The following is a 13,220-nucleotide window of genomic DNA, read 5'->3' as shown; positions in this document are numbered from 1 at the left end:
GGCGCTGGATAGGCTGATAAGTTGAATGATATGACATCAAAAAAAGACAGCGGCAAGCCAACATTCCCCAAATCAAAGCACCTGCTGCAACAGCTGGCACGCACGCCGGAACGGCTGTTTTCCAGTGCGTTTCGAAACCAATATGGCGCGCTTTGTTTTCGCTACAAGGAGGGCGGTGACGAGATCGAAGTTCTGGTGATTACCTCGCGTGAAAGCGGGCGCTGGATCGTGCCGAAAGGCTGGCCCATGAAAGGCAAGGAGCCTCACGAGGCAGCCGCCATCGAAGCATGGGAGGAAGCTGGTGTCCGTGGCAAGGTGAGAAGAGCGCCGATCGGCCGATACACCTATCTGAAAGAACTTGACGACGGAAAAGTCGTGCCATGCGTCGTTGACCTGTTTCAAGTGGAAGTGAAAGAAATCCGGAATGAGTTCAAGGAGCGAGGCCAGCGGCGGATCGATTGGGTCAGCCTCGACGAGGCGGCTAGACGCGTACGTGAAATTGAGCTCAAATCTCTGCTCATCAACTTTAGGCCTCAGCGAAAATAAACGTTGGAAATCAGAAACTTCAGAACCACAGGTCCTGGCCAACACCTGATCACATAGACTTCGGACTGTTCTCGCCCGCAATCAACCTGAACGATTTCTAGTGTTCAGGTTCGCGGAGGCCGGAAGGTTCGTTGACCGGGCTCCAGTTTGAGGGCACCGAACGCGGAGCTTGGCCAACATCGCACGGTGACGGAGCGCACCATTGAACGGGCGCCTCCTTTGATCAAACCGGTGTCTGATCTCCCAAAGAAGGTGAGAGCCGCCATAAGAGATGCGTTTGCGGGAGCCACCTTGGACAAGGGCCCTGGTAAGGTGCAGGCGCTTGACGATTACGCGAGCAACGAGGTTCGTGCCGCATGTCGGGCCGATGATGGGAAGGGCGGCTGGACCGCGATCGCCCCAGAGATTCTCAACAAGCACTCCAGCAGCCCGTCGTTTTTCGATGCCAAGGGGATGCGATGTCATTTGCCTGCATATCAGGAAGCATATTCCTTGCCTCATGCGCCTGGTCGTAGCCCATAGCCAATCTCTGCCCCCTCCTTTCTAGAGACAGGCGGAACCATCCAGCAAATGTGCTGTCGTCGACACGACGGACTGTCCAGACATCGCGCTCGGTTCTCTCAGTCTCCGGAGGTGAACCCAAGCTCCATTCGCGCGCAGGTCACAAAGGATCTTACTGGATCGAGGCGGCACTACGTATCGAATTCTCGCCGAGGATTTTAACCAAGGTCGCGCGTGCGCGTGACACGCGGCTTTTAATCGTCCCGATCTCGCACCCGGAAAGTCTCGCCGCATCGTCATATGACAAACCATCGACAATCATAAGAAGTGCGTCTCGTTGATATGTGGGAAGGCGAGCTAAGGCAGAACGGACGTCGGCCGTATAAATGCAGAGCTGCTGGCGGCCTGCTACTGGAATTTCGAAAAGTCCATCATCACTATTACGAAGCTGGACCCGTTTTTGGCGCTTGTATTCGGTCATGTAGGTGTTTCGCATAATGGTGAATGCCCAGCTCCTGAGCTTGGTTCCCGGAGTGAAGCTATCGAGATGGGCAAGCATTTTGCCGACAGTCTCCTGCGTGAGGTCGTCGACATCGGTCTCGCTAAAAACGAACCGTCGGGCAAAGTTGCGCAAGGCTGGCAGCAGGGCGACAACTTCGTCCTGCAATGTAGAACATGCGGTTATGAGCATTTGATTTATCCTCCTGGATAAATCTGCAATGCTTACTCGCCTAGCTTGTTCCCCTTTCATATTTTCCGTACGCAAGCAGACAAAACTATGTTCGGATAATTACAGAGAGCTTGTCCTTTCCGATCACGACCCAGCATGTTTTCCCATCTAGGTTTGATATCAGTGCAGTGTTCACAAAAGACATCGCATCATCGTATTTGCAGCTAGAAAGACGATAGGAATCGCCGCAGCATCGCCTTGTTCTTGGTGGTCAATCAGCATTATTCGCTGACTTGAAAATATGGCGAATCCGCTTCGCGAGTTGTCTTCACAAGATATATTCGATTGTGACTTTGGTCTTGTTTCGATCGCAATGGCGGGCTTTATAATTGTCAATTCATCTACGAATGATCCGAAAGCGAAATGAGACGATCGGTAATGTAGGCGCTAATCCGCTTAGCGGATATGCCTCGAAGCAGACCCAACGGCTGTCGCAAGGAGCGGTCTTGCCGCGATCATCATGAGGCTGAGAGGTAGCCGTCGAAGGACGCGCCCTGTTATGAAGGCCGCCAGTGATGCTGCGGATAACTTCAGCCATGGATAAGCTCCAAGTTGGTCATGCGCAGAGGCATCAACCAATCGGATTCCACTCCAGGCGACATTCCTTGCCCGATATTTAATCGTCAGCAGTCGAATTCGCACGATTGCAATTTGGGTTCGTAGCTCCAGCAATCGCAGCTGGAGCTTCTCGCGAGGGCCGATCTCTGCCTGGTGATGGGTTTCGAGTTTAGCTGTATCCTCGAGGCTGTCATTCTGATTCATCTGGTACTCTCCCTTGTGGCAAATAAGACTCTGCTACCGCAACAGTCCTTGCCCAACGTCGACGAACACCGGAGTGCCGGTGATAGGATCGAGCAAATCCCTAATCAGCTTGGCGACATTGATGGCACTTACTTCTTCCAGCCAGACCCATTCACCTGAGGCATCTCAGTTATTGCGCGTCATCCTCAATCCACCGGTATCTCGGCGGCGTTATTGATGATCGAATTGGTTAGCGTGTCATGCCACACGCAAACCCTATCACCGCGGCCGCAACTATTGTCGCGATCGGTCGCTCGCGAATCCTATGCTTGAACTCGCTTAGCAGACCGGCGCCATCTGGCGAAGGGACGGAAGCGTCACGCGCAGTTGGCGCCGGATCAGTTCGACTCGCTTGGCGCGCTGCTCGGTAAAGCGCACGAACCTCGGTTTTTGCGGCACCTTTGTCACCGGCTCCGTCGCCTGTCGTTACGTGCCTGTCTGAAGTGATAGGAAGTCTGTCTTCAAATGCATCAACATGATGCCGCGCCCTGCCTCTTTCGGAGGCTTCTGAGGAGGCATGCTTCGGTAAGACTGCTGTATGGGTCGCAGAAACAGGATCGGACGCCGGGAATGTGTCCTCAAGGCCCCTTTCGAGTTCGTTTTGCGTTGCTTGCTGCTGCTGCTCCTCGCGTTCGTTCGAGAGGGATTGAACTGCAGGAGAATCGTTCCGTTTGGGCATCTCAGGCTCCGTTCGTGGCGATCGACTTGTTTGACCGTAATGAACCTTGTTCATTAGGTACGTGTTAACTTACCGTTTTACTTCAGAGACCCGGCCGCGGGTTGTAACGACCAGGTCTTCTTCTTCGTCACGCTGCCGGCCGCCGAGGGCCGAAGCTGCGGAGGCGATGAAAGCGCCCACCAGGAGCGAAAGAGAACCGACCAGTGCGGTCGTCGTGCCCGCCTTCCTAGCCTTGTCAGCCGCTTCTTTCGCAGCTGACTTCGCGTCATCGATCTGTTTAAGCACGGTATCGACGCGGTTGCGCGCATCGGCCTCAGAAAGGCCAGCACGCGCGGAGATAATTGCTGCCATATAGGACTTATCGCTATCGGGAATTTCTCCACTGGCCGCCCCTTGCAGGAGGATGCGTGAGATTTCTGCCGCTGCTGCGCGATCATCGGATTGGGCACGGTCTGAAACCTTTGCGGGCCGAAGCAGGGCGTCGGTAAAGTAAGCTGTCGCGTCCGTCTTCGTCGCTGGTGCAGGAGAGGCACTAACATCCGCCGCGGTCTGCGCGACCTTACCCGCGGCATCGACTGACGCGCCCGCCAGCGATGTTAGCGAAGACGCTAGAAATCCAGCCACGAACACTGTTGCCAGCGCCCAACTTAGAAATCCATGCGCCGTGTCACGGAAAAAGACCTCATCGGAGTGTATCTCCACCCATTTCGTACGCAGCCTGCCAGTGATGTAACCGCCGATCGCGGACGATAGCCATTGAACCACTATCAGCCAGATCGCGGCGGTTATACCGACCGTCGCCGCTGAGCTGGTTTGGCTGGACCACGGTGAAACCATCGTCAAGCCGACCCCGGATCCGAGGAGGAGAAGGATAAGAGCAATGCCGGTCGCTGCGAGCGCGCCACCGATGATCGGGCCCCAGACGATGGCCGGCTTGGACGACTCGACTGGGACGGTTCCCGCGGGTACTTCTTCGACAGAGGACATCCGCACCTCCTATCGCGTGAAGAGAACGAGAAGAATGACGATTGGCAGCGGGATGCCGAGAAGCCAGAGCAGAATACCTCGACCCATGTTGAATATCCTCCAAACGTGAAACTCACGCCTATTGCAACGGCGGTCGACATTGTTTGTTCCAGATGATCACTCACCCGTTTGATGGATTTTCTCCGGGATCGATGCAGTTTCCCGTCACGACATAAGGCGCTCCGGGAACCGCGACGCCGGATGGGAGTTAACGGCCCATGAACCAGATAGTCGCCAAAGTCGAAGCCGCTGCCGCGGCTGCCGAAGCAAAGCTCCATTCCGGACTGATCTACATTGGCAATCTCGAAGACGGCATCACCCGAAAGCCCGGAAGGAACGGATTCGTCTATTACCTTCCAAACGGAATAAGGATTAGGGATCGAGATGAGATCGCTCGCCTGAATGCCTTGGCCATTCCTCCCGCCTATACGGATGTTGTGATCTCAACCAATCCGTTGTCTCATCTTCAGGCTGTCGGTTTCGATGCCCGGGGCCGCAAACAATATCGCTATCATCTGGAATGGCAGTCCGAGCGTGCCCGCGCGAAGTTCGATCGTCTCGCCGATTTCGGCGATACCCTTCCCGAAATTCGCCAGCGCGTCGACGTCGATCTGCGCTCGCGCGGCTTGACGATGGAAAAGGCTTTGGCCACGGTGATCTGGATACTCGATAACCTCTATATTCGCATCGGCAACACCGCCTATGCCGAAGAGAACCAGTCCTATGGAGTGACGACGTTGAAGAGCCGTCATGTCCGGGTGGAGGGCGGGACGGTCAAATTCCGCTTCAAGGGAAAATCAGGTAAAGAATGGAATCTGGTTCATAGCGACCGGCGTATCGCCAATGTCGTGCGACGTTTGCAGGAACTGCCAGGTCAGCAACTTTTTCAGTATGTCTGCGATGACGGTGGTTGTCGCCAGATTTCGTCGCAAGATGTCAATACGTATATCAGGGAAACCATGGGAAGTGATTTCACCTCGCGCCAATTCAGGACGTGGGGCGCGACCTGTTTGGCAGTCTCGGCGCTGGCTCCTCTCAAGGTCGAATCGTCGGAAAGCGCGATCACGCGGCAGCTTAATCAGGTGGTCGATGCTGTCGCAGCAATGCTCGTCAATACGCGCGCGGTTTGTAAGACATCCTATATTCATCCCGCGGTCTTCGAGGATTTCCGGAATGAGCGCCTCGGTGATGTGCTTAAGATTCAAACACGCAGTGAGCGGCTTTTAAATTGGATGGACATGGAGGAGATCCGCGTATTGCGGTGGCTTCAAAGACGGGCGGCGAGGGATGTCAGCCTTTAAACGGGAGTCCGCATCCTCTTGGATGAGGTGATCGGCGGACTGAGCATGGGAGGCGAGAATTGTTTGACGGTATGGCAGTCGAGACCGTGAATGTCGGACCTGGCAGTTTACGGGTTCGGTATGGAGGCAATGGGCCGCCCCTGCTTCTGCTCCACGGGCATCCGCGAACGCACATGACGTGGGGCCAGGTGGCGGACTTGCTGTCGCCGCATTTCACCGTCGTCTGTCCCGATCTCCGAGGGTTCGGGAAATCCTTTCAACCACCTGACACAGACGATAGCCGGCACTCGGCAAAGCGGGCAAAGGCGCTCGATTGCGTCAGCTTGATGCAGCTATTGGGCCATCGCAGCTTTGCCGTCGCGGGCCATGATCGTGGAAGCTACGTCGCTTTCAGGCTCGCCATGGATTATCCCGAGATCATCACGAAACTCGTCGTGATCGACAGTATCCCCATTATCGAACATCTCGAACGGATGGATTGGCGGTTCGCGCGCGATTGGTATCACTGGTTCTTCTTTGCTCAACCAGACAAACCGGAACAGGCGATCAATGCCGATCCAAGAGGCTGGTACAAGGCGATCACACCTGAGTTCATGGGGGAGGAAGCCTATCAGGATCTCATGGCGGCGATCCATGATCCGGCCGTCGTTCATGGAATGATCGAAGATTATAGGGCTGGCTTGACAGTCGATCGCGAAGACGAATGGCAGGATCGCAAAGCCGGAAAAAAAATTGCATGCCCGTTGCTTTGCTTATGGTCGACACGTGACGATCTCGAGTATTTCTTCGGCGATCCGAGAAAAATTTGGCGATCGTGGGCGACCAATGTCTCGGGTCATGGCATCGAGAGCGGACACCATGTAGCGGAGGAGAACCCCATGCATCTTGCACGCGCGCTGCTGCACTTCCTCAAGGCGTCCTGACGTAGGATTTTCCGCCCGGTCCTTATCTATTGTTGCGGCATTTCTTTCGTTAGCTCGTCAAAAGACGGCTTCCGCCCTTTTGCGGCCATCAGCAGGTCAAGTTCGATCGAGGATGGACCGAAGCGGATGAAGAGATCTTCGGCGCTGCGGTCGTCGAGGTCATACTTTTTCTGAAAATCGGTGAGCGTATATGCTGAGCCTCTTAACGGTCGACGTCGCTCGAAGCGCCGTTGCTTTTCCATATGCGCGGTCTCCTTAGTTGCGTTGTAGATCAAATCGATCTGGATGCAGAAGGTTCCCGCGCGGAGAAGATATTGCGAGGAGCAAGCAGGAATTGATCGTGCCGCCCCTTCCAAGCTTTTGAAATTGGATTGCTTTCGCGCGGGCTGCGTGTCCGGGAACAAATGATCAATAAGCACGGTTTGTTCGCACCGCGACCGACAAGATGCGCGGTCCGGTTCTGCAGGAGGCAGTCATGAGCGGCTATCAGATGGACGACAAAAGCTCTGTCGTCGAACCTTCAAAACCACGTCTGTTGGAAATCCTGGGACCAGGCCTGGTCACCGGCGCCTCGGACGACGACCCAAGCGGGATCGCGACTTACTCACAGGCCGGAGCGCAGTTCGGCTACCTCGCGAGCTGGACGCTGGTGTTCACCTATCCGCTGATGGTGACGGTGCAGATGATCAGTGCCCGCATTGGCCGAACGACGGGCCGAGGTTTGGCGGGCAGCATGGTGAAATGTTATCCGCGCTGGGTGGGCGTCAGTGTCACCGTTCCGCTCCTGATTGCCAATGTCATCAATCTCGGCGCCGATCTCGGCGCGATGGGGGATGCGGCACATTTGCTGTTGAATGGCAATTCGCTCATTTACGTCGCGGCTTTTGGCGTGATCTGCATCCTTCTGCAGGTCCTCCTGAAGTACAAGCGTTACGTCGCCGTCCTGAAATGGTTGAGCCTGGCGCTCTTGTCATACATTGCGACCCTCTTTGTGGTGCGTGTCGACTGGTTGGCCTTTAGCCGCGGTCTCCTGCTCCCAACCATCAAGGCGGATCCGAATTACTGGTCAATGATCGTCGCGATCTTCGGAACCACCATCAGCCCCTATCTCTTCTTCTGGCAAGCATCTCAAGAAGCCGAGGACCTCAAGGAGAAGCCTCGTGAAGAACCTCTCGTCAAGCATCCGGCGGAGGCGGAGAAGGCAAATACACGGATCACACTGGATACGCTCGTTGGCATGGCCGCTTCCAATATCGCCGCACTCGCGATCATCACGACGACCGCCGCGACCCTTAACACAGCAGGCTCAACGAATATCGAAAGCTCCGTCGACGCGGCGAAAGCGATCGAACCACTGGCCGGACCGTTTGCCAAGATCATCTTTGCAATAGGCATTATGGGGACCGGTCTTTTGGCAGTGCCCGTTCTTGCAGGTTCAGCTGCGTATGCGATTGGCGAGGCGGCTCGTTGGAAGGTCGGCCTATCTCGCGACCCCAGCGAGGCCAAGGCTTTCTACACGACCGTCGGTCTGGCGACTATCGTTGGCATGCTTTTGAACTTCACCCCCATCCCGCCGATGAAGGCCTTGTTCTGGAGTGCGGTGATCAACGGCGTGGTCGCCGTTCCCGTCATGGTGATCCTCATGCTGATCGCTTCCAATCGCGATGTCATGAAACAGTTCGTCATCGGCAGGGGCCTGCGTGCTGTCGGCTGGGCGGCGTGTCTAGCGATGTTCGTTGCCGTGATAGGAATGGCGGCAACTGCGTTTTTTTGATCGCTGCTGGGAACCAACATGTCCAAAGCCTGTTTGAAGCCGCGAGACCAATGAAGGTCTCGCAATCAAACAAGAGGAGAAACATCATGGCTTCCCAAGGTGGGTCCCACGAACAGCACGTCAAAGCCGGCCAGCAGAGCCACAAGAACGCCGACAAGGATACCAACACGAAGCACGCTTCGTCTCGTAACGAGCAGTCGGGCGGCACCCGTGGCGGTAGCCACGAACAGCATGTGAAGGCTGGCCAGCAAAGCCACAAGAATTCCTGATAGAGCTCGCTAGGGAGGTCCGCATGGCGGACTTCCTTTCGATCCTTATTCGATGGAGGACATCCATGGCATCCGAAAAGACACTCAACGACCTCTTTCTGGAAACGCTGAAAGACATCTATTACGCGGAAAAGCAAATCCTCAAGGCCCTGCCGAAGATGGCGCGCGCAGCGCAAGCGCAGGAAGGCAAGGACGGCTTTCTCCACCATCGCGATGAGACCCAAGGTCACGTCGAACGCCTGGAACAGGTATTCGAGCTCCTTGGAAAGCCAGCGCGCGGCAAGACCTGCGAAGCGATCCAGGGCATCATCGCGGAAGCTGACGAAATCATCGAAGAGTTCAAGGGAACTCCGGCACTCGATGCAGGTCTGATCTCCTCGGCGCAGGCCGTCGAGCATTACGAGATCGCCCGCTATGGCACTTTGATCGAATGGGCCAAGCAGCTCGGCCTGAAGGATGCGGTACCTCTTCTCCAGCAGACGCTCGCGGAAGAAAAGGCGACGGATCAGAAGTTGACGAAGCTGGCGGAAACAGCGGCCAATGCAAAAGCCAAAAAGGCGGCATAGGACTACAGCCGGCACTTCTTCTTCGGTGCGTTGCCCCCTGGCAGCGCACCGCCTGAGGTCGAACATGACGAACTTTTATTTCGCAACGAAAGATCGCGAGACAGTGCTTGATGATGACGAAGGCCAAGATCTCCCGGATCTCATATCAGCCGTTGATGAGGCGAAGCGAATACTGGCGGAGATGGCGTTGGATGGTATCCCGAACAAGAACGGCGAATGCCTTGCTGTCGAAGTCGCCAGGAGTGACAAGATTCCGGTAGTGCGGCTCACTCTGACAATGGAGATCACGTACCTGGCTCTCAAGGATGAGGGAACCTGACTATATACGGGCGAGCCGCTGGTCGCCAGTTGTTGCAATCAGATTATTTCAACCCTGCCGTGCATCGCGAGGAGCAATCGCGCCGCTCTTTGCCTGAAATCCATCTCCCACTGAATTGCGGGAACAATGGGCCCTTCGCGTGGTTCGCATCGGCAGTAACGAAAGGTTTGAACATGAACAAGCTTATCAGCATCACATTTGTCGCGATGGCTTTTGCGACGGGATCGTTCGCGCAAAGTGAGAAACCAACCACATCGCAGACAACGCCCGCCGTCAACACTGACCGCAATCCCGGGGCTCCGATCGCCGGCAAAAACAGCTTCAGTCAGAAGCAGGCGAAATCGCGCTTCGAAAACGCCGGATACAGGAATATTCGTGATCTGAAGCTCGATAGCCAGGGCGTCTGGCGTGCAAGCGCCGACAAGGATGGCAGACCAGTCGGCATCTCCCTGGATTTCCAGGGTAACGTGACAATGGCGAAATAACCCACAACAAAGCGAGAAGCATCCAATGCAAACGGTTACTGGACTTTATGACAGCTATGATAATGCCCGCACGGCCGTAAAGGCCCTTGAGGATGCAGGTGTCGCGTCTGACGAGATCAGCATCATCACGAACAAGGCCGATGGCGTCGATGTCGAAGGGCAAGGCAGCTACGGCGCGGAAGGCGCCGGCACCGGTGCGGGCATCGGTGCCGTTGCAGGTGGCGCCGGGGGCCTGCTCGGCGGCCTCGGCATGATCGCCATCCCCGGAGTGGGACCGGTCGTTGCAGCCGGTTGGCTTGCTGCGACGGCCGCCGGTGCAATAGCGGGCGCTGTGGCCGGTGGAGCGGTGGGGGGGGATTATTGGCGCGATGATCACGGAAGGCATTCCCGAAGAGGATGCGCATTTCTATGCAGAGGGTATTCGTCGCGGCGGATCGCTGGTCGCTGCTCATGTCGAAGACAGTCGCGTAGCCCAGGCTCAATCGATCCTTGCCGCGTCTCGTCCGGTCGACATTGCACAACGGCGCGCGAGCTATGTGGAGCAAGGATGGACCGGCTTTGACGAATCGGCACCGCCTTACACGTCGGAACAGATCCTGGCCGAGCGCGAGCGCAATCGCGCGCACCGCCTCTAGAGCAATTACAGGAAAAGTGTGTAGCGGTCTTTCGCCCGCAATTGCGTGAAAACAAAAAGATAGGGCGGTTCAGGGATTCCGCGAAAAGCTGAACCGCTCTAGGAAGCTGATCAACGGGCGGTTCAAGCCTCTTCCGGCGGTCTCGTTCGGGGAAGAACATCGGCTGGAATTCGCAGTGTAATCTTCAATCCCGCCGGATCCCAATCACGATTGATTGCACCTTGGAGGGATGCAATCGTCGCGCGCTCGAGCTGGGAGCCGAAGCCGCCCGGCCCCTCGGGTTGGTTGACCGATGGACCACCTATTTCAGTCCAGGTCAAAACAAAATCCGGATCGTACCGCACTTCGATCTCAATACGGCCCGCCGGCGCGGAGAGCGCGCCGTATTTCACTGCATTCGTTGAGAATTCGTGGAGCAGAAGCGCGAGCGATGTCAGCGTCGTTCCGCAGACTGGCACATCCTGGCCGCGAATGGAGGCCCGTTCGATGTCGGCGCCTTGGTGGGCGGCGAAAAGGGCTTTAACGAGTGTAAATAGCGACGTCTCGCGAAACTGAACGGCGGTGAGGCCGATGTCTGGCAGCGTCAGTTCATAGGCGATCGCCAAGGTATTTACCCTTGCACGGATGTCGCTCGTTAGTTCTTTGACGGTTGTTGCCGTGCGCTCGCTTACTCCAATGACCGCACTCATGATGGCGAAGATATTCTTGATGCGGTGGCTCATTTCCCGCAGCAACAGCATCTGGCGTTGGGCCGCATGCTTGCGTTCGGAAATGTCGCGCGCGATTTTTGATGCACCGACAATGGCGCCGCTGCTGTCGCGAACGGGCGAAACCGTCAGGGAGATGTCGAGCGGACTTCCATCCTTATGGCGACGGACGGTCTCATAGTGCTCTATTCGCTTTCCCTCGCGGATGCTGGCGAGAATCGTGTCTTCTTCATGCCGGCGATCTTCCGGGATGATGATGGTGATATGCTGTCCGACCGCCTCTTCTGCGCTGAAGCCGAAAAGCCGTTCGGCGCCGCTGTTCCAACTGGTAATGAAGCCATCAAGGGATTTGCTGACGATCGCGTCATCCGAACTTTCGACGATGGCTGCAAGCAGAGCTTGAGCTGAGGGAGTATCGCCCCCGCCCCGTGGAGTCGCAACAGCGGAGGGTATCGATATGGATATTCTTGGTGCTCTATAAGGGGTATCTGTTGACGGCGTGGACCGATCAGTCTTCCCAGGCATCTCCACCTCCCATTTTTCGGCAGAAAAGGTCACATGCCGTTGCCGATGCTCCTGTGGCGCCTATGTAGAAGTCATGCCAGCGAGATTTTATCTCGCAGATGATATTTGTGCTCCGCATTCCTGAGCCGATATCATTTAAGTAAAGCCTTCAGCTCTTCAGCCGAAGGGCGCTGCCGCATTTCAGGGACGGTAATAGCTACTGGCTTATAGGCGTCATCCAACGAGCGACCGCGTAGTGTAAAATAGGCCAAATTGCGAGCTTTGCCACAAAATCCGCTCTTCTGTCTGCTAGCGTACATTCCTTGTGACGCAGCTCCAAGAAGAGTAGCTTCTTTCATGTTGCCCGGCTGCAGCTCAGACGGCAAGGCGTGCATGCCATGCTCTTGCCTAACCAGGAGGAAGCGCTGTCATGCCAGCCCCCCACCAGTCCAATATGCAAAACAAACTGCTCTCCGTTCTTCCGTCGGGGGATTATGAACAGATTGCGCAAGAGCTAGAATATGTGGCGCTTCCGCGCGGCACGCTCATCGGAAAAGCCGGCCAGTCGATCGACTATGTTTATTTTCTGACATCCGGCATCGGATCAATCGTCGCCGTGACACCGGAAGGCCGCCGCGCCGAAGCGGGCGTGTTCGGCTTTGATGGCTATGTGCCGACATCGGCCGTTGCTGGCACCGAATTTAATGCTCATGATGTTATTGTGCAGCTCGAAGCGGAATCCTATCGGATGAACTATGGATCGTTTCGTCATTTCATGGATCGGAATCGAAATTTCAACAAACTTATAATCCGTTCCATCGAGGCCTTCGCCGTCCAATTGGCCTACACCGCTATTTCCAACGCTCTTCATGACGTGAACGAGAGATTGGCGCGATGGCTGCTGATGTGCCACGACCGAGTATCGGGCAACGAGATAGCGCTGACGCATGAATTCATATCCCTCATGCTTGCGGTGCGGCGACCAAGCGTCACCACCTCGCTGCATATTCTCGAAGGCAATCGCTTCATCACAGCGGAGCGCGGCAGCATCACCATTCGAAATCGAGCCGCTCTCGAGGAGTTTGCCCATGACGCTTACGGCAAGCCGGAAGAGGAATATCGGCGTTTGATGAAGGATCTCTTTTGATCGCGGCGGCAATGGCGCCAGTGGTGTTGGCGGTGGACAAGTGCTGAAGGAGCCTGCATGACACGCTACTTCTTTCATATTCGCCGAAATGGCGAAACCGTCCGCGATGGCGAAGGCGATGAATTTGCCACCATCGATGATGCGCGTTCGAGTGCAATAAAGGCAGTGCGGGAACTCGTCGCCGCGCGGATCAAGAATGGCCAGATGGTCCCCGATGAGCATATCGAGGTTCACGACGAGACCGGTAAGCTGCAGTTCTCGGTTTCATTTCATGCGGTCGTTCGCGACCATTTGAAATAGCGCTCCG

The 13,220-nt window shown here is 55.9% G+C and carries 17 protein-coding genes and 1 pseudogene; 12 read left to right on the top strand and 6 right to left on the bottom strand.

Translation table 11 applies throughout. The features are described from left to right. The first annotated feature begins 30 nt into the window (after window positions 1-30). Both FBZ99_RS20620 and FBZ99_RS33840 read left to right on the top strand, forming a co-directional pair. Window positions 31-546 carry an NUDIX hydrolase gene (locus FBZ99_RS20620; protein ID WP_113353105.1) on the top strand — a complete coding sequence of 172 codons (516 nt, stop codon included), beginning with the start codon at window positions 31-33 and terminating at the stop codon, window positions 544-546. 186 nt (window positions 547-732) lie between these two features. After that, window positions 733-1,068, top strand: coding sequence for a DUF6714 family protein (locus FBZ99_RS33840; protein ID WP_308936549.1), 336 nt, complete (start codon window positions 733-735; stop codon window positions 1,066-1,068). Between the two features lie 151 nt (window positions 1,069-1,219). Here FBZ99_RS33840 and FBZ99_RS20615 read toward each other — a convergent pair whose 3' ends face one another. The 3 genes from FBZ99_RS20615 to FBZ99_RS20605 all read right to left on the bottom strand — a co-directional run bounded on the left by FBZ99_RS20615 (window position 1,220) and on the right by FBZ99_RS20605 (window position 4,244). After that, the gene (locus tag FBZ99_RS20615) at window positions 1,220-1,738 is read right to left on the bottom strand and encodes a sigma-70 family RNA polymerase sigma factor (protein ID WP_113353107.1); all 519 of its coding nucleotides are present in this window, start codon (window positions 1,736-1,738) and stop codon (window positions 1,220-1,222) included. A 435-nt stretch (window positions 1,739-2,173) separates the two neighbouring features. Next, entirely contained in the window at window positions 2,174-2,539 is a 366-nt protein-coding gene (locus tag FBZ99_RS20610; RefSeq protein ID WP_145634607.1) for a hypothetical protein, read from the bottom strand. Window positions 2,540-3,326: 787 nt separating this feature from the next. Continuing rightward, the gene (locus tag FBZ99_RS20605; protein WP_145634604.1) at window positions 3,327-4,244 is read right to left on the bottom strand and encodes a hypothetical protein; all 918 of its coding nucleotides are present in this window, start codon (window positions 4,242-4,244) and stop codon (window positions 3,327-3,329) included. A 257-nt stretch (window positions 4,245-4,501) separates the two neighbouring features. On the opposite strand from FBZ99_RS20605, the gene FBZ99_RS20600 reads away from it, so the two are divergent. Continuing rightward, the gene (locus FBZ99_RS20600; RefSeq protein WP_145634602.1) at window positions 4,502-5,584 is read left to right on the top strand and encodes a DNA topoisomerase IB; all 1,083 of its coding nucleotides are present in this window, start codon (window positions 4,502-4,504) and stop codon (window positions 5,582-5,584) included. Between the two features lie 59 nt (window positions 5,585-5,643). After that, on the top strand, window positions 5,644-6,507 hold the full coding sequence (locus FBZ99_RS20595; RefSeq protein ID WP_113353111.1) for an alpha/beta fold hydrolase: 864 nt from the start codon (window positions 5,644-5,646) through the stop codon (window positions 6,505-6,507). 26 nt (window positions 6,508-6,533) lie between these two features. Here FBZ99_RS20595 and FBZ99_RS20590 read toward each other — a convergent pair whose 3' ends face one another. Further along, window positions 6,534-6,749, bottom strand: a complete 216-nt coding sequence (locus tag FBZ99_RS20590; protein ID WP_069614249.1) for a hypothetical protein — start codon at window positions 6,747-6,749, stop codon at window positions 6,534-6,536. Window positions 6,750-6,982: 233 nt separating this feature from the next. On the opposite strand from FBZ99_RS20590, the gene FBZ99_RS20585 reads away from it, so the two are divergent. The 6 genes and pseudogenes from FBZ99_RS20585 to FBZ99_RS20560 all read left to right on the top strand — a co-directional run bounded on the left by FBZ99_RS20585 (window position 6,983) and on the right by FBZ99_RS20560 (window position 10,555). Then, window positions 6,983-8,281 carry an NRAMP family divalent metal transporter gene (locus FBZ99_RS20585; RefSeq protein WP_246661154.1) on the top strand — a complete coding sequence of 433 codons (1,299 nt, stop codon included), beginning with the start codon at window positions 6,983-6,985 and terminating at the stop codon, window positions 8,279-8,281. 86 nt (window positions 8,282-8,367) lie between these two features. Then, complete coding sequence (locus FBZ99_RS20580; protein WP_113353112.1) at window positions 8,368-8,550, top strand: hypothetical protein; 183 nt, start codon at window positions 8,368-8,370, stop codon at window positions 8,548-8,550. A 65-nt stretch (window positions 8,551-8,615) separates the two neighbouring features. After that, window positions 8,616-9,116 (top strand): YciE/YciF ferroxidase family protein, encoded by a 501-nt coding sequence (locus tag FBZ99_RS20575; protein WP_113388654.1) that lies wholly within the window; start codon window positions 8,616-8,618, stop codon window positions 9,114-9,116. Between the two features lie 64 nt (window positions 9,117-9,180). After that, window positions 9,181-9,435, top strand: a complete 255-nt coding sequence (locus FBZ99_RS20570) for a DUF6894 family protein (protein ID WP_113353114.1) — start codon at window positions 9,181-9,183, stop codon at window positions 9,433-9,435. 173 nt (window positions 9,436-9,608) lie between these two features. Then, window positions 9,609-9,920 carry a PepSY domain-containing protein gene (locus FBZ99_RS20565; protein WP_145634599.1) on the top strand — a complete coding sequence of 104 codons (312 nt, stop codon included), beginning with the start codon at window positions 9,609-9,611 and terminating at the stop codon, window positions 9,918-9,920. Between the two features lie 25 nt (window positions 9,921-9,945). Beyond that, a pseudogene (locus tag FBZ99_RS20560) lies at window positions 9,946-10,555 on the top strand (general stress protein). Between the two features lie 122 nt (window positions 10,556-10,677). On the opposite strand, the gene FBZ99_RS20555 reads toward FBZ99_RS20560, so the two are convergent. Together FBZ99_RS20555 and FBZ99_RS20550 are read right to left on the bottom strand one after the other, a co-directional pair. Continuing rightward, on the bottom strand, window positions 10,678-11,787 hold the full coding sequence (locus FBZ99_RS20555) for a PAS domain S-box protein (RefSeq protein ID WP_145634597.1): 1,110 nt from the start codon (window positions 11,785-11,787) through the stop codon (window positions 10,678-10,680). Between the two features lie 131 nt (window positions 11,788-11,918). Beyond that, a complete protein-coding gene (locus tag FBZ99_RS20550) occupies window positions 11,919-12,161 on the bottom strand; it encodes a hypothetical protein (protein WP_145324640.1) in 243 nt (80 codons plus the stop codon). Window positions 12,162-12,196: 35 nt separating this feature from the next. On the opposite strand from FBZ99_RS20550, the gene FBZ99_RS20545 reads away from it, so the two are divergent. Together FBZ99_RS20545 and FBZ99_RS20540 are read left to right on the top strand one after the other, a co-directional pair. Continuing rightward, on the top strand, window positions 12,197-12,913 hold the full coding sequence (locus tag FBZ99_RS20545) for a Crp/Fnr family transcriptional regulator (RefSeq protein ID WP_145634594.1): 717 nt from the start codon (window positions 12,197-12,199) through the stop codon (window positions 12,911-12,913). A gap of 57 nt (window positions 12,914-12,970) precedes the next feature. After that, complete coding sequence (locus tag FBZ99_RS20540; RefSeq protein WP_113353119.1) at window positions 12,971-13,213, top strand: DUF6894 family protein; 243 nt, start codon at window positions 12,971-12,973, stop codon at window positions 13,211-13,213. Window positions 13,214-13,220 lie beyond the last annotated feature (7 nt).

The sequence above is a fragment of the Rhizobium sp. ERR 1071 genome, assembly GCF_007828675.1.
GTDB classification, from domain to species: domain Bacteria; phylum Pseudomonadota; class Alphaproteobacteria; order Rhizobiales; family Rhizobiaceae; genus Rhizobium; species Rhizobium dioscoreae.
Note: the sequence above shows the minus strand (reverse complement) of the source record. Positions and strands in the feature narration are given on the sequence as shown.

Coding starts and splice junctions, on each gene's coding strand:
- FBZ99_RS20620 (WP_113353105.1), top strand. CDS start 31: ATGACATCAAAAAAAGACAGCGGCAAGCCAACATTCCCCAAATCAAAG.
- FBZ99_RS20615 (WP_113353107.1), bottom strand. CDS start 1,738: ATGCTCATAACCGCATGTTCTACATTGCAGGACGAAGTTGTCGCCCTG.
- FBZ99_RS20610 (WP_145634607.1), bottom strand. CDS start 2,539: ATGAATCAGAATGACAGCCTCGAGGATACAGCTAAACTCGAAACCCAT.
- FBZ99_RS20605 (WP_145634604.1), bottom strand. CDS start 4,244: ATGTCCTCTGTCGAAGAAGTACCCGCGGGAACCGTCCCAGTCGAGTCG.
- FBZ99_RS20600 (WP_145634602.1), top strand. CDS start 4,502: ATGAACCAGATAGTCGCCAAAGTCGAAGCCGCTGCCGCGGCTGCCGAA.
- FBZ99_RS20590 (WP_069614249.1), bottom strand. CDS start 6,749: ATGGAAAAGCAACGGCGCTTCGAGCGACGTCGACCGTTAAGAGGCTCA.
- FBZ99_RS20585 (WP_246661154.1), top strand. CDS start 6,983: ATGAGCGGCTATCAGATGGACGACAAAAGCTCTGTCGTCGAACCTTCA.
- FBZ99_RS20580 (WP_113353112.1), top strand. CDS start 8,368: ATGGCTTCCCAAGGTGGGTCCCACGAACAGCACGTCAAAGCCGGCCAG.
- FBZ99_RS20575 (WP_113388654.1), top strand. CDS start 8,616: ATGGCATCCGAAAAGACACTCAACGACCTCTTTCTGGAAACGCTGAAA.
- FBZ99_RS20570 (WP_113353114.1), top strand. CDS start 9,181: ATGACGAACTTTTATTTCGCAACGAAAGATCGCGAGACAGTGCTTGAT.
- FBZ99_RS20565 (WP_145634599.1), top strand. CDS start 9,609: ATGAACAAGCTTATCAGCATCACATTTGTCGCGATGGCTTTTGCGACG.
- FBZ99_RS20555 (WP_145634597.1), bottom strand. CDS start 11,787: ATGCCTGGGAAGACTGATCGGTCCACGCCGTCAACAGATACCCCTTAT.
- FBZ99_RS20550 (WP_145324640.1), bottom strand. CDS start 12,161: ATGCACGCCTTGCCGTCTGAGCTGCAGCCGGGCAACATGAAAGAAGCT.
- FBZ99_RS20545 (WP_145634594.1), top strand. CDS start 12,197: ATGCCAGCCCCCCACCAGTCCAATATGCAAAACAAACTGCTCTCCGTT.
- FBZ99_RS20540 (WP_113353119.1), top strand. CDS start 12,971: ATGACACGCTACTTCTTTCATATTCGCCGAAATGGCGAAACCGTCCGC.